Below are 20,046 nucleotides of genomic sequence, written 5' to 3'. Positions count from 1 at the left end.
GGTTCATTGCAACTCGATCTCACGTTCATCGAACGCTGTCTGCGCCTGCATGACCGCGTCCAGGTGATTGAACGTCCAGAGATACAACGCGCGGAACGGTTCTTCCAGCGTGCGCCCCAATGGCGTGATGCTGTATTCCACCGCGATCTGCGAGGACGGGATCACCCGCCGGGCAAGGATGCCGTTGCGCTCCAGGCGACGCAGGGTCTGGGTCAGCGCCTTTTGGGTAATGCCGTCCAGGCAGCGCTTGAGTTCATTGAAGCGCAGCGGCTTCTCGCACAGCGCGGCGAGTATCAGTACCGACCATTTATCAGCGATCTGATCCAGCAGGAATCGGCTGGAACAATCGACGCCGTTATTTCCGGAGTCGGGCTCGTCTTGAGCCCCCGTCCGATCGCCATTTTCGAGCATGGGGTTTCCTCCGATATACCTGATGACTTCAAAGTGCGTAATTGATATCTGGTATACGAAAGATACCATGCGAGCTCATTTCGAGGAGTCACCCATGTCATTCACAAACCCGACGGAAACCGCAGACAAACTGGCTGTGGTCGAGACCCTTTACCGATTCGCCGCGGGCATCGACCTGCGTGACAGAGATTTGCTGGCGTCAGCTTTCGTCGAAGACGCGGTCTCCGACTTCCGGCCTGCCGCGGCAAAAGCCGGTTTCGATTATCCGGTGCTGGAAGGCCGGGAGTTGATCGTCGCAGCGCTGTCCGATTCGCTCGCCCAGATCGACACGACGCATTCGGTGAGCAATCCCCGGGTCAGCGTTGAAGGTGACAAGGCGCATCTGGAAGCGATCGTTGAAGCACAACATCTGCCTCAAAACGATCATTCGCGCCATTACCTGATGAAAAACCGCTACGACGCCGAACTGGTGCGGCGGGGTGCGGTTTGGCTTATTGAGCGTGTTACGGTCGACAATGTCTGGCGCACGGGTGATCCGGGTGTTCTCTCGGGCGTTTAGCATCGAAAGCGTTCCAAGCAGAGTCTTCATGACACATGTTTACCGGCGAAAAAAGCAATTGTGACGCGCTGTAGGTCAAATTAGAGGTGCCCAGACTTTCGCACGCGACTCTTGGCGTTTGCCTACAAACGTTCAGGAGTTACCTGCTATCCGGATCTTGATGGGCAGTGAATAGTAAGAGGACAGAGCGGGAGAAGTGAGCGGTTGCAGGCGATGGATATTCACCCACGTTCAGCGGCTATCCGGATAGCTGCTCATAGGCTGCTCGCAAAAAAGTGAAAGGATGGATTCATGCTCCAAAACGACCGCGACAATCTGGAGCTCGATAAAATACAAGTCGAAATTCGAAAACTCCTGGTTGAGTCTCGTAAACTCAAGGCGGAAGAAACCAAGCTGAAGCAGGATGCCTTCTGGTACCCGTTTGCAGTGGGGGCAGGTATGGTGACCGCCATCGTAGCCGCTGCGGGCTTTTGGTTTAAGTTATAGGCGCCATACATCGCAAGCGCTTGAGCTTTGCGGTTGCGCAGTCCACATTGCTAACAAAGATTTATGTTCAGATTTGATTTGTGCCGTCAAAGGAAATGCAGCATGCCAATACAACGTAGTAATCAAGACAGCATTGAGCAATTGCACCGTGAAGTAGCTGCTCTGGCTGAAGAAATGCGCAGCCCCACCCCGACCGCACTCCGTACTACGGTAGTCCCGTTTAGCATCGGCGCTGCGTTAGCTTTGACCACGTTTATCGCCGTCGCCCTGGTGGCGAAGCTGATCTGATCTGCCATCGCCCCTCTCTTTATTGCCCTCATTCGTCCTTCTGAGCAGCAGGCCAGGCACTGATCACCGATTGCAGGAACTGCCCGGACAACTCCGGGTTGTCCAACGCCCTGGCAATCAGCATCGCCCCGGCTATCGATGACAGGATGCGCAGCGATTCCTGGTATTTCTCCTCGTGACTTTTCCCCTCGACCAGCGCCATCAGCGTGTCGATCAAGCGCTCGACGCCTTTGGTGAAGGAGTTGCTGACGGTCCCGCCGGCGCGGGCAACATCGGCGCCCAGTGCCGGGATGGGGCAGCCCTCGGTCCAGTTATCCAGGTGCCCTTGCGTCAGGTAACCCTTGATGAGCTCGGGAATGGATTTGGCGTCCTGCCAGTCCTGGATATTGGACTCGAATGTCCGGGTGACGGCTTCTGAAGCCAACTGCTCCTTGCCGCCCGGAAACTGCCCGTAAAAGCCGCCATGGGTCAGGCCCACGGAACGGGACAGTTCACCAATGCCGATGCCGTCGATTCCCTTTTCCCGATACAGCCGGGACGCGGCCGTGAGGATCGCCTCTTTGTTCGCGGCGGCCTGGTCTTTCGTGACTTTCATGAGACTGCTCCTGTCGCCAGGTCGGCATCGCTTGGGAAAAGCTGTGCTGAGAGGCTGGTATTGATGATGCGCGTCATATAAAGTCGCTGCAATGGCTTTTCCGGTATCGACTCAAGTCTGGCGGATTCCCCGCCTGTGGCTCAAGTCAAAAATCTCTACGTGGACCTGCCCCATGAAACGTAATGATCTGCACAGTATCGATCTGAATCTGCTGGTGGTATTCGACACGCTGATTCAGGAGCGAAACCTCACCCGCACTGCTGAGAAACTGTCGCTGGGCCAGCCCGCCATCAGCGCGGCGCTGGTGCGTTTGCGCAAGTTGTTCAACGACCCTTTGTTCGAGCGCATCGGTCGCCGGATGGTGCCCACCCCACGGGCATTGAGTGCGGCGCAGACGCTGGGGCCGGCGCTGGATTGCGTGTGTTCGGCAATCGCTCACACGAGGGGTTAAGCGGACCGGTTCCTTTTTTTGTCATTAAACATGATGGCTATCATTATTGATGATAGCCAACTTCACTCCGTTCGATTCGTCGTGACCTCGCGCGAGGCCGAGAATCCGCAAACTCCCAAACCGTCTGGCGGACACAACCCATGGAACAGTCACTCAAACCTTTGCGTTATCCCTTGGCTGCGTTGGCGCTGCTGATGCTTGCCGCGTGTGAACGTACACCCAGCGCCGCACAGGCTCCGGGGGCGCAGCACGTCACCGTCGCCAAAGTACTCGAACAGCCCATTACCGAGTGGGATGAAGTCACCGCTCGCCTGGAAGCACCGGAAACCGTCGAGGTTCGTCCACGGGTGTCGGGCCAGATCGAACGCGTGACCTTTACCGATGGCGCGCTGGTGAAGAAGGGCGACTTGCTGTTCCAAATTGACCCACGGCCGTTCGAACATGAGGTGCATCGCATCGAGGCGCAGCTGCAACAGGCACGCGCCACCCTGGTCCGCACCGGCAACGAAGCGCAGCGCGGCCAACGTCTATTGAGCAGCAACGCGATCTCCGCCGAGCTGGCCGACACCCGCACGACCACTGCGCAAGAAGCCAGGGCTGGTGTGGATGCCATTCAGGCGCAGCTGGATCTGGCGCGTTTGAACCTCAGCTTCACCCGCGTTACCGCACCGATCACCGGCCGCGTCAGCCGTGCGGAAATCACCGCCGGTAACATCGTGACCGCCGACACAACAGCGCTGACCAGCGTGGTTTCCACGGACAAGGTCTACGCCTATTTCGATGCGGACGAGCGCATGTTCCTCAAGTACAGCCTGCTTTCCCGTCAGGGGCAGCGCGGTCAAGCCACGCCGGTGTACATGGGCCTGTCGAACGAGGAGGGCAACAGCCACCTCGGGCAGATGAATTTTGTCGACAACCAGGTCAATCCGAAAACCGGCACCATCCGTGGTCGTGCGGTGTTCGACAACGCAGACGGTCAGTACACCCCCGGCCTGTATGCCCGGTTGAAACTGGTGGGCAGCGCTGCCTATCCCGGCCTGTTGATCAAGGACGAAGCGGTGGGCACCGACCTCGGCAAAAAATTCGTGCTGGTGGTCGATCAGGACAACAAAGCCGTGTATCGCAGCGTCGATCTGGGGCCGAAGCTTGAAGGCTTGCGCATCGTGCGCAGCGGCTTGCAGAAAGACGATCGCATCGTCATCAACGGCTTGCAGCGCGTGCGGCCCGGCGCCGTGATCGACCCGCAGGATGCGCCGATGGCCAGCCCGGAAACCGTCGCCACACTGGCTCGCCAACGTCAGGCCATCGAAGCCTCCAATCAGCCGGCAGCCGCTAAATCACCTGCCCTGGTGAAAGCGGATTCTGCCGCTGCACCTCGCGGATAAAGGAGCACCGACATGAAGTTCTCCCAGTTCTTTATCACGCGGCCGATCTTCGCGGCGGTGCTGTCGCTGCTGATCCTGATCGCTGGCGCGATCTCGCTGTTCCAGTTGCCGATCAGTGAATATCCGGAAGTGGTTCCACCGACCGTCGTTGTTCACGCCAACTACCCGGGCGCCAACCCGAAAGTCATCGGCGAAACCGTGGCAGCCCCTTTGGAGCAAGCCATCACCGGCGTCGAGAACATGCTGTACATGTCCTCGCAATCCACGGCTGACGGCCGGCTGACCCTGACCGTGACCTTCGCGTTGGGCACCGACCTGGACAACGCCCAGGTCCAGGTCCAGAACCGCGTGACCCGTACCGAGCCCAAGCTGCCCGAGGAAGTGACGCGTATCGGTATCACCGTCGACAAGGCATCACCCGAGCTGACGTTGCTGGTGCACTTGGTGTCGCCGGACAAACGCTACGACATGCTCTACCTGTCCAACTACGCGATCCTCAACGTCAAGGACGAGCTGTCGCGTCTGGAGGGGATCGGCGATGTGAAGATGTTCGGCATCGGCGATTACTCGCTGCGTATCTGGCTCGATCCGGACAAAACCGCCTCGCGCAATCTGACTGCCACTGATGTGGTCACTGCGGTGCGTGAACAGAACCGTCAAGTCGCCGCCGGCCAACTGGGTTCGCCGCCCGCACCGAATGCCACCAGCTTTCAGATGTCGATCAACTCCCAGGGACGGTTGGTCAGCGAAGAAGAGTTTGAAAACGTGATCGTGCGCAGTGGCCCGAACGGCGAAATCACGCGCCTGAAGGACATTGCCCGGATCGAACTGGGTTCCAACCAGTACGCCTTGCGCGCCTTGCTCAACAACCAGGAAGCGGTGGCGATGCCGATCTTCCAGCGGCCAGGTTCCAACGCCATCGACGTCTCCGATCAGGTGCGGGCGAAGATGGCCGAGCTGAAGAAGAACTTCCCGGAAGGCATGGATTACGAGATCGTCTACGACCCGACGATTTTCGTCCGCAGCTCGATTGAGGCGGTGGTGCACACGCTGTTTGAAGCACTGATTCTCGTGGTGCTGGTCGTCATCCTGTTCCTGCAAACCTGGCGTGCTTCGATCATTCCATTGGTGGCCGTGCCCGTGTCGCTGATCGGTACGTTTGCCGTGATGCACCTACTCGGGTTTTCGCTCAACGCGCTGTCGCTGTTCGGCCTGGTACTCGCCATCGGGATCGTGGTCGACGATGCCATTGTGGTGGTGGAGAACGTCGAGCGAAACATTGAATCCGGACTGGAACCGGTCGAAGCGACCAAGAAAGCCATGGGCGAAGTGACCGGGCCGATCATCGCCACGGCGCTGGTGCTGTGCGCGGTGTTCGTGCCTGCGGCTTTCATCTCGGGTCTTACGGGACAGTTCTACAAACAGTTCGCGTTGACCATCGCGATCTCCACGGTGATCTCGGCGTTCAACTCCCTGACTCTGTCACCGGCGTTGGCAGCGGTGTTGCTCAAGGCTCATGGCGCACCGAAAGACCGGTTCTCCAGAGTGCTGGATCGTTTGCTCGGTGGCTGGCTGTTCAAACCGTTCAACCGTTTCTTCGAAAAGGCTAGTCACGGCTACATGGTTGCCGTGGCCAAAGTCATTCGTGGCAGCAGCGTGGCGTTGTTGGTGTACGCCGGTCTGATCGCCATGACCTGGATGGGTTTCAGCACCACGCCGACCGGCTTCGTGCCGACCCAGGACAAAAAGTACCTGGTGACCTTCGCGCAACTGCCGGACGCCGCGAGTCTCGACCGCACCGAATCGGTGATCCGTCGCATGAGCACCATCGCCATGAACGAGCCGGGTTTCGACAGTGCGGTGGCATTCCCGGGCCTTTCAATCAACGGCTTCACCAACAGCCCGAACGCCGGTATTGCGTTCATCGGCTTGAGTTCGTTCGAAGAGCGTAAAGACCCGAGCCTGTCTGCCAAGGCGATTTCCGCCTCGCTCAACGGCAAGTTCGGCGGCATTCAGGACGCCTACATCGCCGTGTTCCCGCCACCTCCGGTACAAGGCCTGGGCACCATCGGTGGCTTCCGTCTGCAGATCGAAGACCGTGGCAACCTGGGCTACGACGAGCTGTACAAAGAGACGATGAACATCATCGCCAAGAGCCGTAGCACGCCGGAGCTGGCCAACCTGTTCACCAGCTACACCGTCAACGTGCCGCAGGTCGAAGCCGCCATTGACCGGGAAAAAGCCAAGACTCACGGGGTGAAGATCAACGATATTTTCGACACCTTGCAGGTCTACCTGGGCTCGCTGTACGCCAACGACTTCAACCGTTTTGGCCGGACCTATCAGGTCAACGTGCAGGCCGAGCAGCAGTTCCGCCAGGAGCCTGAACAGATCGGTCAGTTGAAGGTGCGCAATGATCGCGGCGAGATGATCCCGCTGGCCACGTTCGTCAAGGTCAGCCCGACGTCAGGCCCTGACCGGGTCTCGCACTACAACGGCTTCCTCACCGCAGAAATCAACGGCAGTGCAGCCCCTGGCTACAGCTCCGGACAGGCACAAGCCGCGATTGAAAAACTGCTGAAAGAGGAATTGCCCAACGGCATGACGTACGAGTGGACCGACCTGACCTACCAGCAGATTTTGTCTGGCAACACGGCGCTGCTGGTGTTCCCGCTCTGCGTGCTCTTGGCGTTCCTGGTGCTGGCGGCGCTGTATGAAAGCTGGAGCCTGCCATTGGCGGTGATCCTGATTGTGCCGATGACCCTGCTGTCGGCGATTGCCGGGGTGATCATTTCCAAGGGCGACAACAACATCTTCACCCAGATCGGCCTGATCGTGCTGGTCGGCCTGGCCTGCAAAAACGCGATCCTGATCGTCGAGTTCGCCAAGGATAAACAGGACCAGGGCATGTCGCCTTTGGATGCAGTGCTGGACGCTTGCCGCATGCGTCTGCGGCCGATTCTGATGACGTCCTTCGCGTTCATCATGGGGGTGATTCCGCTGGTGACGTCCACGGGTGCCGGCTCGGAAATGCGTCGTGCGATGGGCGTCGCGGTGTTCTCCGGAATGCTCGGCGTGACCTTCTTCGGGTTGCTGCTGACGCCGGTGTTCTTCGTGCTGATTCGTCGCTACATCGAGCGCAAAAACGCGCGCAAGGTCACCAAGGTTCATCAGGCAAACGCGCTCAATCAGGAGGCACATTCATGAACACCTTGAAGCTTTTTTTACCCAGCCTCCTGGTCGTCGCGCTCGGCGCCTGCACGGTAGGCCCGGACTACAAAACGCCTGACACCGCGCCTGCCAACGTCGTGTCTGCCCAAGGCAGTGCCTACGATCAATCGCGATTTGAAACGGTGTGGTGGCAACAGTTTGATGACCCCACGCTCAATCAGTTGGTGAGCAAATCCCTGGAGGGCAACCGCGACTTGCGCGTCGCGTTTGCGCGCTGGAAAGCGGCCCGGGCGATTCGTGATGACGTCAGCAATGACAATTTGCCGGTCGTCACCAGCCGCGTCAGCAGCCAGCAGGGCAAGTCGCAAGTGCCTGGCCTGACCGAAAGCCGCGTCAATATCGAACGCTACGACCTGGGCCTCGACATGGCTTGGGAAGTCGATCTGTTCGGCCGGATCCAGCGTCAACTGGAATCCAGCAGCGCCCAGGAAGACGCTGCCGCCGCAGACTTGTATCAGCTTCGCGTGACAATGATCGCCGAGCTGGTAGATGCCTACGGCCAATTGCGCGGCGCGCAGTTGCGGGAAAAAATTGCCTTGGCCAACCTGAAAAATCAGCAGGATTCGCGCAGCGTAACGGTCAGCCTGCGCGATGCCGGCGTGGGCAATGAGCTCGACGTGGTGCGTGCCGACGCACGTTTGGCGGCTGTCGAGGCGACGGTTCCGCAACTGCAAGCGGAACAGGTGCGGCAGAAAAACCGCATCGCCACGCTGTTGGGTGAACGCCCGGATACGTTGAGCGTGTCGTTGAGCCCTGCGCAGTTGCCCGCCATCGCTAAAGCGTTGCCGATCGGTGATCCCGCCGAGCTGCTGCGCCGGCGTCCCGATGTGCTGGCCGCCGAGCGCAGGCTGGCGTCCTCCACGGCGGAAATCGGCGTGGCCACCGCCGACCTGTTCCCAAGAGTGAGCTTGAGCGGCTTCCTCGGTTTCACCGCTGGCCGTGGTTCGCAGATTGGTTCCAGTGCCGCCAGAGCCTGGGGATTGGGACCGAGCATTACCTGGGCTGCTTTTGACCTGGGCAGTGTGCGAGCGCGCATCCGGGGTGCCGACGCGAATGCCGAAGGCGCCTTGGCCACCTACGAACAGCAAGTGCTGCTGGCGCTGGAAGAGTCGGAAAACGCCTTCAGCGACTACGGCAAACGCCAGCAGCGGCTGCTGTCGTTGATCCGGCAAAGCGAATCCAGCCGAGCTGCGGCAGACCTGGCGGCGATCCAGTACAAGGAAGGCACCGTGGATTATTTGGTGTTGCTGGATGCGCAGCGTGAACGCCTGAACGCCGAGGATGCGCAGGCGTTGGGTGAGATTGATCAGTACCGGGGCATCGTCGCGATCTACAAGGCGTTGGGAGGAGGGTGGGACAGTGGCGGCAAAAAAGTGGTAGCCACGAACTGATGCTGGCGTGAGATCTGTCGCCCTACGCTGACGGTGTGGGGCGGCCGGTCGGATATTTCGGATGTTTGGCTTGGGTCGAAAGCAGCTTCAATGAGCGACGGCTTTTGGGCGCGCCGCGAATCTCATTCCGTAATTTGCATTCCTCGACTGCATGGAAAATAGAAGTAGGGACAAGTCTGAACCATTTTCAGAGAAGCCTAAGCTAAAAATGTGCGGAGAGGATTTGCTGGCAGGGTGGAAGAATTTATATTTTTTTATTTTAATAGCTATCGCGTTTAGCTGTTTAACCTGAGGCTGTCTGCTCTAAGGCAGCCGATTTCCGGTGGACCCAGTCCGGAATCTTTACCATGATTCAGTAACCATTGGATTGTCCGTGGAAGTGAGTGAGTATGCTCCTTCAAGGAGGGTTCGATGCTGATTTTTTGAATTACAGTTTGCAATATATAACCCCTGCGCTACGCTTCAGGTGACTTATTAAAGTGATGGTTTTTTAACTAAGAAAGTTGGAAATTATTTATTAAGGTTTTTGGTGCAAAGTATTCTGGTAAGTAGATGAATGGCCTGCTGAGCGTCCATTGGTATTGGCTGGTAAGGGATTTATGAAGTTGTCGATGCCTATTAAGGTTGTTGCGCCGCCATTAGTATGTCTGTTTAAACGTGCGCGCCTGTACTAAAGGTATGACGAATAATTCCTTCTATAGTCAGCAGGTCATCGCAATATCCGTTCCAGGAAATACGACGGACCGTTTCCCGACAGTCTTCTACTGGAATTCGATACTTGACCAAGACACAAGGAGGGACACATGAGTACGCCAGACAAAGATGCTATCGAAATTGGGTCGCGGCAGGCGGAAGAAGCCTACGAGTACCGCAGTCAGCAGATTCATCCAATGGGACTAGCCCCTCCTGAAGCAGGGACTCTCCTGGCTGAGGGCGACTCTTGGTTTGATTATCCGTGGCACGATGTCCTATCGGAGCTCGAAGACCATCACGGCTTCGATGTCGATTCTGTCAGCCATCGAGGCGACCGGATTGAGGATATGGCCTACAACACGGGGCAGCTCGTTCCGTTAGTGCGCAAGTTGGAGAAAATGATTCGGTCCAACAAGACGCCGAAAGCCATCCTGATTTCGGGAGGCGGAAATGATGTGGCGGGGGAGTCTTTTGCAGCACTTTTGAATCATGCCAAAAGCGGGACTCCGGGTCTTAACCAACAGGTAGTGAGCGGTTTTTTGGATGTGCGAATTCGCTCAGCCTACATAACTATCCTCTCGGCTGTGACGGAAATAACCAAACGGCAGTTGGGATATCCCGTACCCATTCTTTTACATGGCTACGATTATGCCGTCGCAGACGGCAGGGGCTACTTAGGCGGTTGGGGACCGTTACCGGGACCATGGCTGGAACCTGGATTTCGGGAAAAAGGCTATGAGGATCCGTATCAGCGCCAGCAGATTGTGACTCAACTGATTGATCGGTTGAACGAAATGCTGGCGTCACTAGGTAATGTCAACGGGCTAGGGCATGTGCGCCATTTAGACTTGCGCGGCACACTGAAAAACGACAACACATACACAGATTGGTGGGATAACGAACTGCATCCCACGAAGCGTGGGTACCGAGCTATAGCTGCAAAATATGCAGAAGCACTAAGTTCGTTACCGCAGATCTGAAATCAGCCCAGTAGAGCCACAGCGTGACTTGTTTTCCTGGCCCTCACAGAGGTCGCCATTCGCCTTGGCGATAGGCGACTTCAACCCGAGCAGGGCTGGTGAACATGCCGAGGGACGCTGCCAAGGTTGAGGCAAACGCAGCCGGAGAGGATGTGGCGGACGCCCCGGATATCGATGTGGTTGAGGTGCAAAACTAGGCCTGCACGTTCCGCAATGAACACGGCAGGCATACCCGTAGCAAACGTTCGAGAGTTTGAAGGACGTATCGGCAATTAGTTGCAAGCCCTGAAGCGTCGCGGGGGTTGCGACTTCTTTTGGGAATCAGTCACACGCTCCGAAACACTGATGAGGATGGCGGCAGTGGTGATGGAACTGGACGGCTAGGCAAGCCATGAAGTTTGCCGATGCCTATCCGCTGCTGAAGAAATGCGAACAGCTCGACCCCGGAGGGGCCCGACCTCCTTGTGCGATGTGCGTAGTGCATACGGTGACCGGAATTCCCGAGTAGACGGTCCTCGCAATCCCTCCCCGGCCGATGTGTTCGGCTATCGGTCCAGCAGAGGTGCCAGCAGTGCACACATGCTGCGCCAGTGCGAACCCTCCCAGTAAACCCGCTGGCAGGCGTCGCAGCACAGGAAGTGCGAATAGAGGGTGGCAACGCGTGGCGGCACCTGCGGCCGGGCCAGTTCCGGGCTGATCTCGTGCAGCGGCAGGTTGCAATGAAGGCACAGGCTGAATGGCCGCGCGCTACGCGCCAGGTCGAGGCGCTCGTACAATTCGCGCAGTTGCAGCGACGGTTTCAGGGCATGCACGTAACAGCCATGGCTGATGATCCGCCGCTTGAGCAATTCGCGGTCACGGGTGAGCACGATACGTCCTTGCTGCGCGGCGATCTCAGCGATCTCGCCATCCTCGAAGCCATTGTTGTAGAGGGTGTCAAAGCCGCTCATGCGCAGCAGGTTGGCCAGCCCGCCCAGGTGCGCATCCGCGACGAAGCGCAGCACCCGTAAAGGTTGAGCCCGAACCTTTAACAGCGGGCTGATGTCCAGCGTTTCGAACTTGGGGTACACCGCCAACCGGTCATCGTCGAAGATCATCCGCTCGAAACCCACCGACTCGCCGTTGAGCAGCACCAGCTCGACCTCCGTGTGCGGTATCCCGAGCGCCTCGATCATGTGCTTGACCGTCGCCCCTCGCGCGCACTTGCAGGTGAATGACTGCCGCCGCCGTTCGGCCGGCAGGAAATCGTTGAGCTCCTCGTAGAAGCGGAAGGTTGCACTGGCCATGATGAACAGTATGGCAGGGCTGCAGGATGAGCGAGTCTGGCCCGGACATCTTCTGCGGCGGGGCCCCGACTACGATCGTGTTGATATTGCTCAGGGATAGGTTTGATGCCGATTTGTTCAGGGTCTTCCAGGCCACCAGGATAAAAAACAGTGGGCCAAATGTATCGCTGTGTATCCAGACCCGCTGTAAAGATGCTGGCGTACAAATGCCCCTCGATCCGGATACATCCGGGATACACGGTTGCAGTCAAATAGCCTGGCCTTAGCGAGAAAGCAAACGCACCTCGCACCACGGCTTATCGCCCTGGTGGCATGACCCCGAGCGGCCTTACCGCACACAGTATCCGGAGAAATAACCATGTCCCGTCTTTCGAACAAATCCCGTATTGGCCTGATCGCTGTTTCACTGGTCGGCTGCATGAACCTCGCTTCGTCCGCCTTCGCCGCTGATGCACTGCCTCAAGGCTACCAACTCGCCGCGGCGGAAAAGACCAGTGAAGGCAAGTGTGGCGAAGGCAAGTGCGGCGCCAGCGAAACCGGCGCCAAAGTCACCAAGGCCGGTGAAGGCAAGTGCGGTGAAGGCAAATGCGGCGACGCTTCCTTCGCCCGTACCGACACTGACCACGACGGCCGCGTTTCCCTGAAAGAATTGCTGACCGTGGCCCCAAAGGGTGCTGAAGAGTTCAAGGCGATGGACACCAACAACGACGGTTTCCTTTCCGAAGGCGAGGTCTACAAATTCCGCACCAACCAGTTCACCTCCAACGGCAAGAAAGTGCCAACCGAGCTGTTCACCAAAATGAGCAAAGCGCAGGGCTGATAGTGGGGGGTGCCGACTACGACAACACCGGTGTGGCGAGATAGGGTTTTCTCTATCTCGCCACACCGATGTTTTATTCGTTGCGATCTATAAAGCGTTGGGGAGCTTCAAATCGACCGCTGATTCACCCGCCGGGTCAGTTCCTCTGCCGACTCCTTGCGTTCCGAGTAACGGTCAACCAGGTCCGGGCGCTCCCGCAGCAACAGGGTGAACTTCACCAGTTCCTCCATGACGTCCACCACCCGGTCATAAAGCGCGGACGGTTTCATGCGGTTGTCTTCGTCGAATTCCAGATAAGCCTTCGGCACGGAAGACTGGTTGGGGATGGTGAACATCCGCATCCAGCGACCCAGCACACGCAGTTGATTCACCACGTTAAACGACTGAGAGCCACCACTGACTTGCATGACCGCGAGGGTTTTGCCCTGGGTCGGGCGAATGGCGCCTAGCGCGAGCGGCACCCAGTCAATCTGCGCCTTGAACACGGCCGACATCGAGCCGTGACGCTCGGGTGAACACCAGACCTGTCCTTCGGACCATTGCATCAGTTCGAGCAGTTCCTGGACTTTCGGGTGATCGGTCGGTGCATCGTCCGGCAGAGGAAGGCCGGATGGATTGAAGATCCGTGTTTCAGCGCCGAAATGTTCGAGCAATCGGGCGGCTTCCTCGATCAGCAGACGACTGAATGAACGCGGTCGGGTCGATCCGTACAACAGCAGGATTCGCGGCTTGTGCGGGGTGTCGCCACCAGCAATGGATTGAATCAGGGAGGCGTCGAGATTGGGCAGTTCGTGGGACATGAGGGCTCCGGTTACAGGGTGCTGATGCGATCGAGTTCGCGCTTCAAGGCATCCCGATCAAGTTCGCCGAAGGGCAGGGCGAGGAAGGCCCGGCAGCGTGTTTCGATGCGGGCCAGGGTCGAGTGGAAGGCTGCGGTCACGACCGCTTCGTCGCCCTTCACCTCGGATGGATCTTCCAATCCCCAATGGGCTTTCAGCGCCGGCCCGAAGTAAACCGGGCATGCCTCGCCGGCAGCCTTGTCGCAGACGGTGATGACAATGTCCGGTGGGTTGGCTTCGAAGGCGTCGTTGCCTTTACTGCTCAACCCGTCAATCGCGATGCCGGCTTCTTGCAGCGTCACAAGACTGCGCGGCAGAACCTGGCCCTTGGGGAAGCTGCCGGCACTGACTGCCTGAAAACCTTGCGGCGCGAGATGATTGAACATCGCTTCGGAGAGGATGCTGCGGCAGCTATTGGCGGTGCACATGAACAAAACGCGCATGATGACTTCTCTTGGTACATATGGTTAATCGAATATACGTTTTTCCATATGGGGTGGTCAAACGCTGCCTGATTGGCAATTCAGTCCCTGTCAGGGTCATTGCAGAAATGCGGTCTCTGAGAAAGAGACCGCTGCACAGCCCGCAGGGCTGATTCATTCCTTTCTGGCGTAACCGTTGGCAACGGCGCAAGGTCTTGTAGCTTTCAGGAAGTCAGCATGAGGGCGCTTAAACACGCGCCTTCCGCAGATGCTTAATTTGCGCGAGCACACATGGCTGCCCGACTAATTCCTGCACTCGGCCAACACAACCTGGCAGGTATCCGGCGTGCCACCGGAGCGGCCGGCATAGCGAATGCAGTTACTCAAGGACTTCTGGCGCGCCATGTCCAAGGTGTCTCCCCAAGCGAGACCGCCCTCGCCGGAAGTAGGCAGCGCTTTGGCATAACAGCTTGAGCCTGCGTTTGAGGCCGAGTAGCGAGCCGTGGCAGCTTTGCCGGAACATCCCGCCATCATCGCCAGGTTGATGGCAAGCAGGGAGGGCAGGATCCATGACGAATATTGGCGTGTTGTTTTTCCGGTCATGGCGTTTTCCTGCAAGAGGCGGCTAGCAGCGTGTGTGTAGTCGTGTACTTATCAGATTAGTCGGTTGGTTGAGGTTGAGAAATGCATCGAAGCCAGTCTCAGGCTGATAGCGGCATTTAACCCTTTGCAAGCTGAGATCGTGACCACTCCCTCTTTTTTCAATAGCGGTGATGATTGACGGCAATTCTCGAACCAAAGCAGACCTCTTTGTCAGGTCTATGGCCAGGGACGCCACTGACCACTAATAACGTGGCGGTAGCTCGTTGCCGATCATGAGGTGGGAGAAAATCTGATCCGGATCTGTCTGGCACCCGTTTCTGAACAGACGTCGAGATTCTGTACCTGCGAAATATTCACTCCCCCTGCTATTGGCAGGCACCATCAGTTTTGGCTTTGGCTTTGGCTTTGGCTTTGGCTTTGGCTACTGCTGCGCTAAAACGCTACGAAAATCCGTCATAACGCTTCTAATCCATCCCGAATCCATTACGCAAATTTGATTTCAAGCTCTAACCGGTTAATATACGTTCCATATCCATTTCATATAGTGAAGCTCATGGGGATCGTAAAAATTTCTGAAGACATGCATGAGCATCTGCGCGTCGCCAGCGACGCGTTGAGTCGCTCGATCAACGCTCAGGCCGAGCACTGGATGCGTATCGGGATGCTTGCCGAATTACACCCAAACCTCGATCACAGTGAGATTTGCCGCATGCTGATTCGTGCAGAACTGCAAGGCGGTCTTGATTTGAAGCAGCTCTGCGCCCTCGCGGACAGTTCGCAAACCTCTCAGATTCATGCAGCCATCGGAGCCAGGAAATGAGGGCAAACGTGCGTATCAACACCGCGGCAGACATCGCCAGGTCACGTGTCGCTGCAACGCTGGCCGCCGAGGTGCTGGCCATGATTGCGCCTTATGTGAAAGCGGGTGTCACCACCGACGAGCTTGATCGGCGCTGTCACGACTACATCGTCAATGTGCAAAAGGCCATTGCGGGGAATATCGGGTATCTCGGCTACCCGAAAACCGTGCTGACGTCCGTCAACCAGGTGGTCTGCCATGGCCTGCCTTCGGCCACTGTCCTGAAGGACGGCGACATTGTGAATATCGACGTCGCTGTCAAAAAGGACGGTTGGTATGGCGACACCAGTCGAATGTATTTCGTGGGTGAACCCAGTCCGCAGGCTCGGCATTTGGTCAAGACCACCTACGAAGCGCTGTGCGCCGGTATTCGAGTCGTTCGCCCCGGCGCCACGCTGGGCGATATCGGTTATGCCATTCAGTCGATCGCCGAAAGGGATGGATTCAGTGTTGTGCGCGAATACTGCGGTCACGGTATTGGCAAGGTCTATCACGATGAACCGCAGATCCTCCATTACGGCTATCCCGGCCAGGGATTGAAGTTGAAAGCGGGCATGATTTTCACCATTGAGCCCATGCTGAATGCGGGTAAGCGTCATGTGAAAACCCTTGCGGACGGCTGGACCGTTGTCACCAAGGATCACTCCCTTTCGGCCCAGTGGGAGCACATGGTGGCGGTCACTGACGATGGCTTTGAGGTTCTATCTGCCTGGCCTGACAGCGTCGAAGAGTTCCCGGCTATCCGATAACCTGGCCCTGGAGGGGCTTTTAATATTTGCGCAATTGCGCTCACGGGTTAAATAAATCAGTCCCTTTTGGCCTTTGCGATACGCGATGGCCCGTCAATTGGCAAAAATAACGATGCGGGCCTTGATGTCACTGCTCACTCAAGCCTTGGGTTTACTTGCCTAAACAGAGACTGGGTGCTTAAGTTGATGACATGTGGATTCTGCAGGTGGCCGGCTCCCTGCTTATTTCTCGTTTCAAAGGTTAGCACTTGTTCTATGAATTCAGGGGCTGAATAATATGTGGAAAAGAGCATATCTACTAAAAATAACTCTCCTTCTGGCTGTTTCTCTTTTTCTTGTGCCTAAGATTATTTTGATAGAGTTTTTTTCTAATAGGTGGATTGATACCGGGGTGTCCAGTGTTTTTTTGTTTTTGTTGCAAGACTTGATCCTTTCGGTAGTTGTATATCTGGTGGCAATAACTTTAATAAGCAAGGGTCGGTTGTATTTTTTCTTGTTGAGTGTTTTTTCAGGGGCTATTTTACTGTGTCTGCTGCTGGATATGAGAGTCAGAGAGCTATGGCTCAAACCTCTGGATTTTTCACTGATACAATACAGTCTGCAGCATTCAAGTGATTTGATTTCGGGGGTGGAAATATTTTTAAATCAGTTATCTGGTTTTGGGCTGACTTTTCGATTTATTGTATTTGTTCTCTTTATTGCCTATCTCGCGGCTTGGTTTCTGGTTGGACTGGCAGCATACAAGACACCTAAAAGCCAAATGACAGATAAAGAAGGGAGAGGCAAGTACAGGGTGGTATTCGTGTTGTTCTTGTCTGCCATGTTTTTGTGGTCGATTTATACAAAAGACGCTCGCTATGATTTGAATAAAAATATATTTGTGGATCCTTTGGTTGCTACTTTTAAAGATGTCGTTTCTTTAGATGCCACTCAAGCTAAAACGATACAGAAATTCGAACAGCCCGCTTACCCTTTGTCAGCAATCAACGACATTCAAAAGCTTGGCACTCAGCCTGTTCCAGACTTTCAGAACCTGGTGTTTATTGTGCTGGAGTCGGTTCGATGGAATAGCATTTTTGGTGCAGGTGTAAAAACCGGTGAAAAATATCCAGTCTTTGAAAAGCTTTCTCAGGAAGGAATGCTTTCTAAATCGTACGTGTCAGTGCCTCATTCATCTAAAGGCTATTACTCAATATTTACCGGGTTGCATGCGTACCCGGATATTGAAGTCAAAGAGGCGATGCACCTATATCAGCCCAGCGTAATTCATGAGCTGAAGAAGAAAAAAAATATGGAGGCGGTTGCCTTTAGTTCATTGTTTCTACAATTTGAAAACATGGGCGGTTTTTTAAAATCCATAGGCGTGTCGAATTCATATGCTGTTTCTGACATTGCCCGAGATAAAGATCACTCCCGGAACAATAGTAGCTTCGGAGAAGGTGATGAGTATCTATTTTCGTCAAGTGTTCCGTACTTGAAGGATATTGCTAAAGAAGGCAAAGGGTTCATTGCACTATATTTCCCAAGCGCAGCACATTATCCATACAATTGCACTGATAAATCAGCTTCGCAGGCAGAGATAGAAAGATATGAAGAGTGCATAATGAAAATAGACACCCTGATAGGTGGGATGCTAAATGAATTTGACAAGACAGGTATCTTGAATTCAACATTATTTGTGCTTGTTGGCGATCATGGAGAATCTTTTGGCGAGCATGGGATGTTTATTCATAATTCCTCCATGCACGAAGAGGAGGTTACTGTGCCTTTGATATTTTGGGCGAATGGCAAAATACTGCCTAGAAACACATCGACAACAAGTCATCAGACTGACATCGCACCAACAATTGCTGATTTTTTTGGGGTTGCTGACTCTTCTCTCAATGTCCAAGGTGTTAGTTTGTTGCGAGAACAAGGGAAGCGAGTGTTTTTTATGTCTACATTTTTTGATGAATTGTCATCGGCACTGGTTGATCATCCATATAAATACATATACGAGTACAGTCCGGATACTATTGCGAAATATAATCTTGAAGACGATCCGCAAGAGAAAGCACCTCAAGCCGTTCTTGGTAATGAGTTCAATACGATTAAAAACAGATTGATTTCTTATAACGTGTACCAAAAGATCTTTTTTGCAAAAAAGCCTGAACAAACGGAATGACTTTCTGTCATGCAATACTTGGCGATTACCTGTACGGGACCGTCTTTGGCAACCTCTGAGACGTTGACGTAGTCGTCGAGGCTCTCGGGAAGCAGGGGGCCTTGGCCTTGATGTTCACCTTGAACAAAGCGTTTCAATCACGTCGCGCAATGTGACGTGGTTGCCGGATCAATTTGTAACCCATGGGTGTTGTTATGACCCCCGGCACGAAGGTGTCCGCTCCGTGCGGCGGATCAGTTGCCCGAATGGTCCGGAAATCTCTGACTCGGAGCGGGGGATTCCTGCCTGAACAGCTCCAGTTATTCCAAGGCTGAAGGCTGTAAGTAGCATGGGTGTTCAAGTCGCCCAGCGTAGGCTGGCGACACTCAACAGGATCAAGGCGATCCAGACAAGCTTCCAGAACGATACCGTATCACCCAACCAATACATTCCGACAATGGCTGTGCCGGCGGCGCCGATTCCGGTCCAGACCGCAAAGCGGTTCCTACGGGCAGCACCCGCAACGCCATCGTCAACATTCGCCCGTACCTTCAAAGCCGAAGCCGGCTCGACCCCGGCCGAACTTGTCGAATTGGCGCGCATCGATGAGGCCAGGCGGCTGATCGAAGGTTCGGACGTTTCACTCAAGCGCTTGGCCGATACCGTCGGCTATGCCAATAGGGACGGGTTCAGAAGGGCATTTATGCGACGTCTCGGGGTGGGGCCGAGTGACTATCGGAAGCGGTTTTCAACCGTGTGATCTAGCATTCGCAGGGTTACTTGGGTGCCCCTCACAATTGCCTACACAGTTACATCAACGCTCCCACGAGCCAGCAGCCACTCCTGATAGACCGCAGCGCTATCAATCGAAAAGTCGCCTTGGTTAGCGTTGATTGTGTTCTCTTCATGGCTTCCGGCCTCGATCAGAGGCTGGAGGTTTTCCTGCACAGGCGAAGCGGCGCTTTTGCTGAGGGACTGCACGTTGGGCCGTTCGATAGCGTTGCTTTTCGCGTCGAACGTTGCCAGGTTTTGATCAGGTTTATAGTGGGCTTTCAGCTGCTCCAGATCGCGTTCTGTCTCACGAAAATTTTTGTCGATCTGTGCCTGGATTTCCGCTGTCGCATTGGCGACCTGGATCTTGCCGGCGGTCACGTTGCCGCTCGCCAAAGACCTTTTGAGCGCATCTACGTAAGGCAGCGGAGGTAAGTTGCTTCCGATCATGTTGACACTCCTTGGTTGGTGACCGAGTAGCAAGGCAAAAGTCAGGCCATTCGCTGAGTGCCTTGTCCTTCAGGGCGTTGGCGGGGCGCTGAGATGAGTCGGTGGCACATGCTTGCCGAGAGCGGCAAAGCATTGCCCTCGACGTTTGCGGCAAGCAAGCACGTCGAGTCCTGGATTCATCCCTTACTCATACGCCGTAACTCGCCGCTATCACAATGAGCGCAAGGAAACAGACCAACTGAACGCAAAAGAAGGTAAACCGCACCGCCACGAACCTGTTTGTCTGCACATGAGATACGTGAACCAGAGACTGGCACACACGAGCGATCAGGACGAGCATGGACAAGTAGTCAACGGCCGGTGTGTTGATACCAAGGGCTGAAATCACGAACACGATGGCGCCAAAGACCGGCAGGTTTTCCACACAGTTCGCATGCGCTCGTGTTCCGCGCCGATACCAATCCTCGCCATCGGGCTGATCGCTTCGGAAAGAGGCAATCGGAACATTCGAGAACAGGATTCTGACCCAGCGATACACCCCGACGGTTGCCATCAACAGCAGCAAAGTCCAGGTCGCGAATCCCAGCAACATCCACATCGGTATCGTCATGGCTGCCATCCTCAATCCAGCACG

At 55.7% G+C, this 20,046-nt stretch carries 22 protein-coding genes and 1 pseudogene; 13 read left to right on the top strand and 10 right to left on the bottom strand.

What is annotated here, in order from left to right:
- Nucleotides 1-3: 3 nt before the first annotated feature.
- Entirely contained in the window at nucleotides 4-411 is a 408-nt protein-coding gene (locus tag KGB24_RS22690; protein WP_008033478.1) for a winged helix-turn-helix transcriptional regulator, read from the bottom strand.
- A 94-nt stretch (nucleotides 412-505) separates the two neighbouring features.
- On the opposite strand from KGB24_RS22690, the gene KGB24_RS22685 reads away from it, so the two are divergent.
- The 3 genes from KGB24_RS22685 to KGB24_RS22675 all read left to right on the top strand — a co-directional run bounded on the left by KGB24_RS22685 (nucleotide 506) and on the right by KGB24_RS22675 (nucleotide 1,744).
- On the top strand, nucleotides 506-970 hold the full coding sequence (locus KGB24_RS22685) for a nuclear transport factor 2 family protein (RefSeq protein WP_008033476.1): 465 nt from the start codon (nucleotides 506-508) through the stop codon (nucleotides 968-970).
- 291 nt (nucleotides 971-1,261) lie between these two features.
- Nucleotides 1,262-1,456, top strand: a complete 195-nt coding sequence (locus tag KGB24_RS22680) for a hypothetical protein (RefSeq protein ID WP_008033474.1) — start codon at nucleotides 1,262-1,264, stop codon at nucleotides 1,454-1,456.
- Between the two features lie 102 nt (nucleotides 1,457-1,558).
- Nucleotides 1,559-1,744 carry a hypothetical protein gene (locus KGB24_RS22675; RefSeq protein WP_008033472.1) on the top strand — a complete coding sequence of 62 codons (186 nt, stop codon included), beginning with the start codon at nucleotides 1,559-1,561 and terminating at the stop codon, nucleotides 1,742-1,744.
- 28 nt (nucleotides 1,745-1,772) lie between these two features.
- On the opposite strand, the gene KGB24_RS22670 is transcribed toward KGB24_RS22675, so the two are convergent.
- Nucleotides 1,773-2,339 carry a TetR/AcrR family transcriptional regulator gene (locus tag KGB24_RS22670; protein ID WP_223416266.1) on the bottom strand — a complete coding sequence of 189 codons (567 nt, stop codon included), beginning with the start codon at nucleotides 2,337-2,339 and terminating at the stop codon, nucleotides 1,773-1,775.
- Nucleotides 2,340-2,511: 172 nt separating this feature from the next.
- Between KGB24_RS22670 and KGB24_RS22665 the strand changes: the two genes are divergently transcribed.
- The 5 genes from KGB24_RS22665 (at nucleotide 2,512) to KGB24_RS22645 (ending at nucleotide 10,470) form a co-directional block, all read left to right on the top strand.
- On the top strand, nucleotides 2,512-2,790 hold the full coding sequence (locus KGB24_RS22665) for a LysR family transcriptional regulator (RefSeq protein ID WP_008033468.1): 279 nt from the start codon (nucleotides 2,512-2,514) through the stop codon (nucleotides 2,788-2,790).
- Between the two features lie 140 nt (nucleotides 2,791-2,930).
- The gene (gene mexE / locus KGB24_RS22660) at nucleotides 2,931-4,175 is read left to right on the top strand and encodes a multidrug efflux RND transporter periplasmic adaptor subunit MexE (RefSeq protein WP_223416267.1); all 1,245 of its coding nucleotides are present in this window, start codon (nucleotides 2,931-2,933) and stop codon (nucleotides 4,173-4,175) included.
- Nucleotides 4,176-4,187: 12 nt separating this feature from the next.
- A complete protein-coding gene (locus KGB24_RS22655; RefSeq protein WP_008033464.1) occupies nucleotides 4,188-7,382 on the top strand; it encodes an efflux RND transporter permease subunit in 3,195 nt (1,064 codons plus the stop codon).
- On the top strand, nucleotides 7,379-8,797 hold the full coding sequence (locus KGB24_RS22650; protein ID WP_223416268.1) for an efflux transporter outer membrane subunit: 1,419 nt from the start codon (nucleotides 7,379-7,381) through the stop codon (nucleotides 8,795-8,797). The genes KGB24_RS22655 and KGB24_RS22650 overlap by 4 nt, the downstream gene beginning before the upstream one ends.
- Before the next feature lie 803 nt (nucleotides 8,798-9,600).
- Nucleotides 9,601-10,470, top strand: a complete 870-nt coding sequence (locus KGB24_RS22645) for an SGNH/GDSL hydrolase family protein (RefSeq protein ID WP_008033460.1) — start codon at nucleotides 9,601-9,603, stop codon at nucleotides 10,468-10,470.
- Between the two features lie 545 nt (nucleotides 10,471-11,015).
- Here KGB24_RS22645 and KGB24_RS22640 read toward each other — a convergent pair.
- Entirely contained in the window at nucleotides 11,016-11,756 is a 741-nt protein-coding gene (locus tag KGB24_RS22640) for a Mut7-C ubiquitin/RNAse domain-containing protein (RefSeq protein ID WP_223416269.1), read from the bottom strand.
- 358 nt (nucleotides 11,757-12,114) lie between these two features.
- Between KGB24_RS22640 and KGB24_RS22635 the strand changes: the two genes are divergently transcribed.
- The gene (locus KGB24_RS22635) at nucleotides 12,115-12,576 is read left to right on the top strand and encodes a hypothetical protein (RefSeq protein WP_192228256.1); all 462 of its coding nucleotides are present in this window, start codon (nucleotides 12,115-12,117) and stop codon (nucleotides 12,574-12,576) included.
- 107 nt (nucleotides 12,577-12,683) lie between these two features.
- Here the strand turns inward: KGB24_RS22635 and arsH are convergent, their stop codons facing one another.
- The 3 genes from arsH to KGB24_RS22620 all read right to left on the bottom strand — a co-directional run bounded on the left by arsH (nucleotide 12,684) and on the right by KGB24_RS22620 (nucleotide 14,440).
- Nucleotides 12,684-13,376 (bottom strand): arsenical resistance protein ArsH, encoded by a 693-nt coding sequence (gene arsH / locus KGB24_RS22630; protein ID WP_008033450.1) that lies wholly within the window; start codon nucleotides 13,374-13,376, stop codon nucleotides 12,684-12,686.
- Between the two features lie 11 nt (nucleotides 13,377-13,387).
- The gene (locus tag KGB24_RS22625; protein WP_008033448.1) at nucleotides 13,388-13,858 is read right to left on the bottom strand and encodes an arsenate reductase ArsC; all 471 of its coding nucleotides are present in this window, start codon (nucleotides 13,856-13,858) and stop codon (nucleotides 13,388-13,390) included.
- A 282-nt stretch (nucleotides 13,859-14,140) separates the two neighbouring features.
- A complete protein-coding gene (locus tag KGB24_RS22620; RefSeq protein ID WP_223416270.1) occupies nucleotides 14,141-14,440 on the bottom strand; it encodes a hypothetical protein in 300 nt (99 codons plus the stop codon).
- A 553-nt stretch (nucleotides 14,441-14,993) separates the two neighbouring features.
- Here KGB24_RS22620 and KGB24_RS22615 point away from each other — a divergent pair.
- The 3 genes from KGB24_RS22615 to KGB24_RS22605 all read left to right on the top strand — a co-directional run bounded on the left by KGB24_RS22615 (nucleotide 14,994) and on the right by KGB24_RS22605 (nucleotide 18,212).
- On the top strand, nucleotides 14,994-15,260 hold the full coding sequence (locus tag KGB24_RS22615) for a ParD-like family protein (RefSeq protein ID WP_223416271.1): 267 nt from the start codon (nucleotides 14,994-14,996) through the stop codon (nucleotides 15,258-15,260).
- Nucleotides 15,257-16,048, top strand: coding sequence for a type I methionyl aminopeptidase (gene map, locus KGB24_RS22610; RefSeq protein WP_223416272.1), 792 nt, complete (start codon nucleotides 15,257-15,259; stop codon nucleotides 16,046-16,048). The genes KGB24_RS22615 and map overlap by 4 nt, the downstream gene beginning before the upstream one ends.
- Before the next feature lie 277 nt (nucleotides 16,049-16,325).
- Complete coding sequence (locus tag KGB24_RS22605) at nucleotides 16,326-18,212, top strand: LTA synthase family protein (protein ID WP_223416273.1); 1,887 nt, start codon at nucleotides 16,326-16,328, stop codon at nucleotides 18,210-18,212.
- A 23-nt stretch (nucleotides 18,213-18,235) separates the two neighbouring features.
- Here KGB24_RS22605 and KGB24_RS29480 read toward each other — a convergent pair.
- Nucleotides 18,236-18,349 (bottom strand): annotated as a pseudogene (locus KGB24_RS29480) (hypothetical protein); the annotation flags it as partial.
- Nucleotides 18,350-18,548: 199 nt separating this feature from the next.
- Nucleotides 18,549-18,641: a hypothetical protein gene (locus KGB24_RS22600; RefSeq protein ID WP_317851196.1), complete on the bottom strand. Its 93-nt coding sequence runs from the start codon at nucleotides 18,639-18,641 to the stop codon at nucleotides 18,549-18,551.
- Nucleotides 18,642-18,648: 7 nt separating this feature from the next.
- Here KGB24_RS22600 and KGB24_RS22595 point away from each other — a divergent pair, with 7 nt between their 5' ends.
- A complete protein-coding gene (locus KGB24_RS22595; protein ID WP_223416274.1) occupies nucleotides 18,649-18,951 on the top strand; it encodes a helix-turn-helix domain-containing protein in 303 nt (100 codons plus the stop codon).
- A gap of 41 nt (nucleotides 18,952-18,992) precedes the next feature.
- On the opposite strand, the gene KGB24_RS22590 is transcribed toward KGB24_RS22595, so the two are convergent.
- Together KGB24_RS22590 and KGB24_RS22585 are read right to left on the bottom strand one after the other, a co-directional pair.
- On the bottom strand, nucleotides 18,993-19,412 hold the full coding sequence (locus KGB24_RS22590) for a hypothetical protein (RefSeq protein WP_008033437.1): 420 nt from the start codon (nucleotides 19,410-19,412) through the stop codon (nucleotides 18,993-18,995).
- 187 nt (nucleotides 19,413-19,599) lie between these two features.
- Nucleotides 19,600-20,022 (bottom strand): MAPEG family protein, encoded by a 423-nt coding sequence (locus KGB24_RS22585; protein ID WP_008033431.1) that lies wholly within the window; start codon nucleotides 20,020-20,022, stop codon nucleotides 19,600-19,602.
- Between the last annotated feature and the right edge of the window lie 24 nt (nucleotides 20,023-20,046).

Origin of the sequence: Pseudomonas sp. BF-RE-25 (genome assembly GCF_019956105.1) — a bacterium.
Taxonomy (GTDB): Bacteria; Pseudomonadota; Gammaproteobacteria; order Pseudomonadales; family Pseudomonadaceae; genus Aquipseudomonas; species Aquipseudomonas migulae.
Note: the sequence above shows the minus strand (reverse complement) of the source record. Positions and strands in the feature narration are given on the sequence as shown.

What these genes read in the sequence shown, in the direction of transcription:
- KGB24_RS22690 (WP_008033478.1), bottom strand. Translation starts at nt 411, where the DNA reads ATGCTCGAAAATGGCGATCGGACGGGGGCTCAAGACGAGCCCGACTCC.
- KGB24_RS22685 (WP_008033476.1), top strand. Translation starts at nt 506, where the DNA reads ATGTCATTCACAAACCCGACGGAAACCGCAGACAAACTGGCTGTGGTC.
- KGB24_RS22680 (WP_008033474.1), top strand. Translation starts at nt 1,262, where the DNA reads ATGCTCCAAAACGACCGCGACAATCTGGAGCTCGATAAAATACAAGTC.
- KGB24_RS22675 (WP_008033472.1), top strand. Translation starts at nt 1,559, where the DNA reads ATGCCAATACAACGTAGTAATCAAGACAGCATTGAGCAATTGCACCGT.
- KGB24_RS22670 (WP_223416266.1), bottom strand. Translation starts at nt 2,339, where the DNA reads ATGAAAGTCACGAAAGACCAGGCCGCCGCGAACAAAGAGGCGATCCTC.
- KGB24_RS22665 (WP_008033468.1), top strand. Translation starts at nt 2,512, where the DNA reads ATGAAACGTAATGATCTGCACAGTATCGATCTGAATCTGCTGGTGGTA.
- mexE (WP_223416267.1), top strand. Translation starts at nt 2,931, where the DNA reads ATGGAACAGTCACTCAAACCTTTGCGTTATCCCTTGGCTGCGTTGGCG.
- KGB24_RS22655 (WP_008033464.1), top strand. Translation starts at nt 4,188, where the DNA reads ATGAAGTTCTCCCAGTTCTTTATCACGCGGCCGATCTTCGCGGCGGTG.
- KGB24_RS22650 (WP_223416268.1), top strand. Translation starts at nt 7,379, where the DNA reads ATGAACACCTTGAAGCTTTTTTTACCCAGCCTCCTGGTCGTCGCGCTC.
- KGB24_RS22645 (WP_008033460.1), top strand. Translation starts at nt 9,601, where the DNA reads ATGAGTACGCCAGACAAAGATGCTATCGAAATTGGGTCGCGGCAGGCG.
- KGB24_RS22640 (WP_223416269.1), bottom strand. Translation starts at nt 11,756, where the DNA reads ATGGCCAGTGCAACCTTCCGCTTCTACGAGGAGCTCAACGATTTCCTG.
- KGB24_RS22635 (WP_192228256.1), top strand. Translation starts at nt 12,115, where the DNA reads ATGTCCCGTCTTTCGAACAAATCCCGTATTGGCCTGATCGCTGTTTCA.
- arsH (WP_008033450.1), bottom strand. Translation starts at nt 13,376, where the DNA reads ATGTCCCACGAACTGCCCAATCTCGACGCCTCCCTGATTCAATCCATT.
- KGB24_RS22625 (WP_008033448.1), bottom strand. Translation starts at nt 13,858, where the DNA reads ATGCGCGTTTTGTTCATGTGCACCGCCAATAGCTGCCGCAGCATCCTC.
- KGB24_RS22620 (WP_223416270.1), bottom strand. Translation starts at nt 14,440, where the DNA reads ATGACCGGAAAAACAACACGCCAATATTCGTCATGGATCCTGCCCTCC.
- KGB24_RS22615 (WP_223416271.1), top strand. Translation starts at nt 14,994, where the DNA reads ATGGGGATCGTAAAAATTTCTGAAGACATGCATGAGCATCTGCGCGTC.
- map (WP_223416272.1), top strand. Translation starts at nt 15,257, where the DNA reads ATGAGGGCAAACGTGCGTATCAACACCGCGGCAGACATCGCCAGGTCA.
- KGB24_RS22605 (WP_223416273.1), top strand. Translation starts at nt 16,326, where the DNA reads ATGTGGAAAAGAGCATATCTACTAAAAATAACTCTCCTTCTGGCTGTT.
- KGB24_RS22600 (WP_317851196.1), bottom strand. Translation starts at nt 18,641, where the DNA reads ATGTATTGGTTGGGTGATACGGTATCGTTCTGGAAGCTTGTCTGGATC.
- KGB24_RS22595 (WP_223416274.1), top strand. Translation starts at nt 18,649, where the DNA reads ATGGCTGTGCCGGCGGCGCCGATTCCGGTCCAGACCGCAAAGCGGTTC.
- KGB24_RS22590 (WP_008033437.1), bottom strand. Translation starts at nt 19,412, where the DNA reads ATGATCGGAAGCAACTTACCTCCGCTGCCTTACGTAGATGCGCTCAAA.
- KGB24_RS22585 (WP_008033431.1), bottom strand. Translation starts at nt 20,022, where the DNA reads ATGACGATACCGATGTGGATGTTGCTGGGATTCGCGACCTGGACTTTG.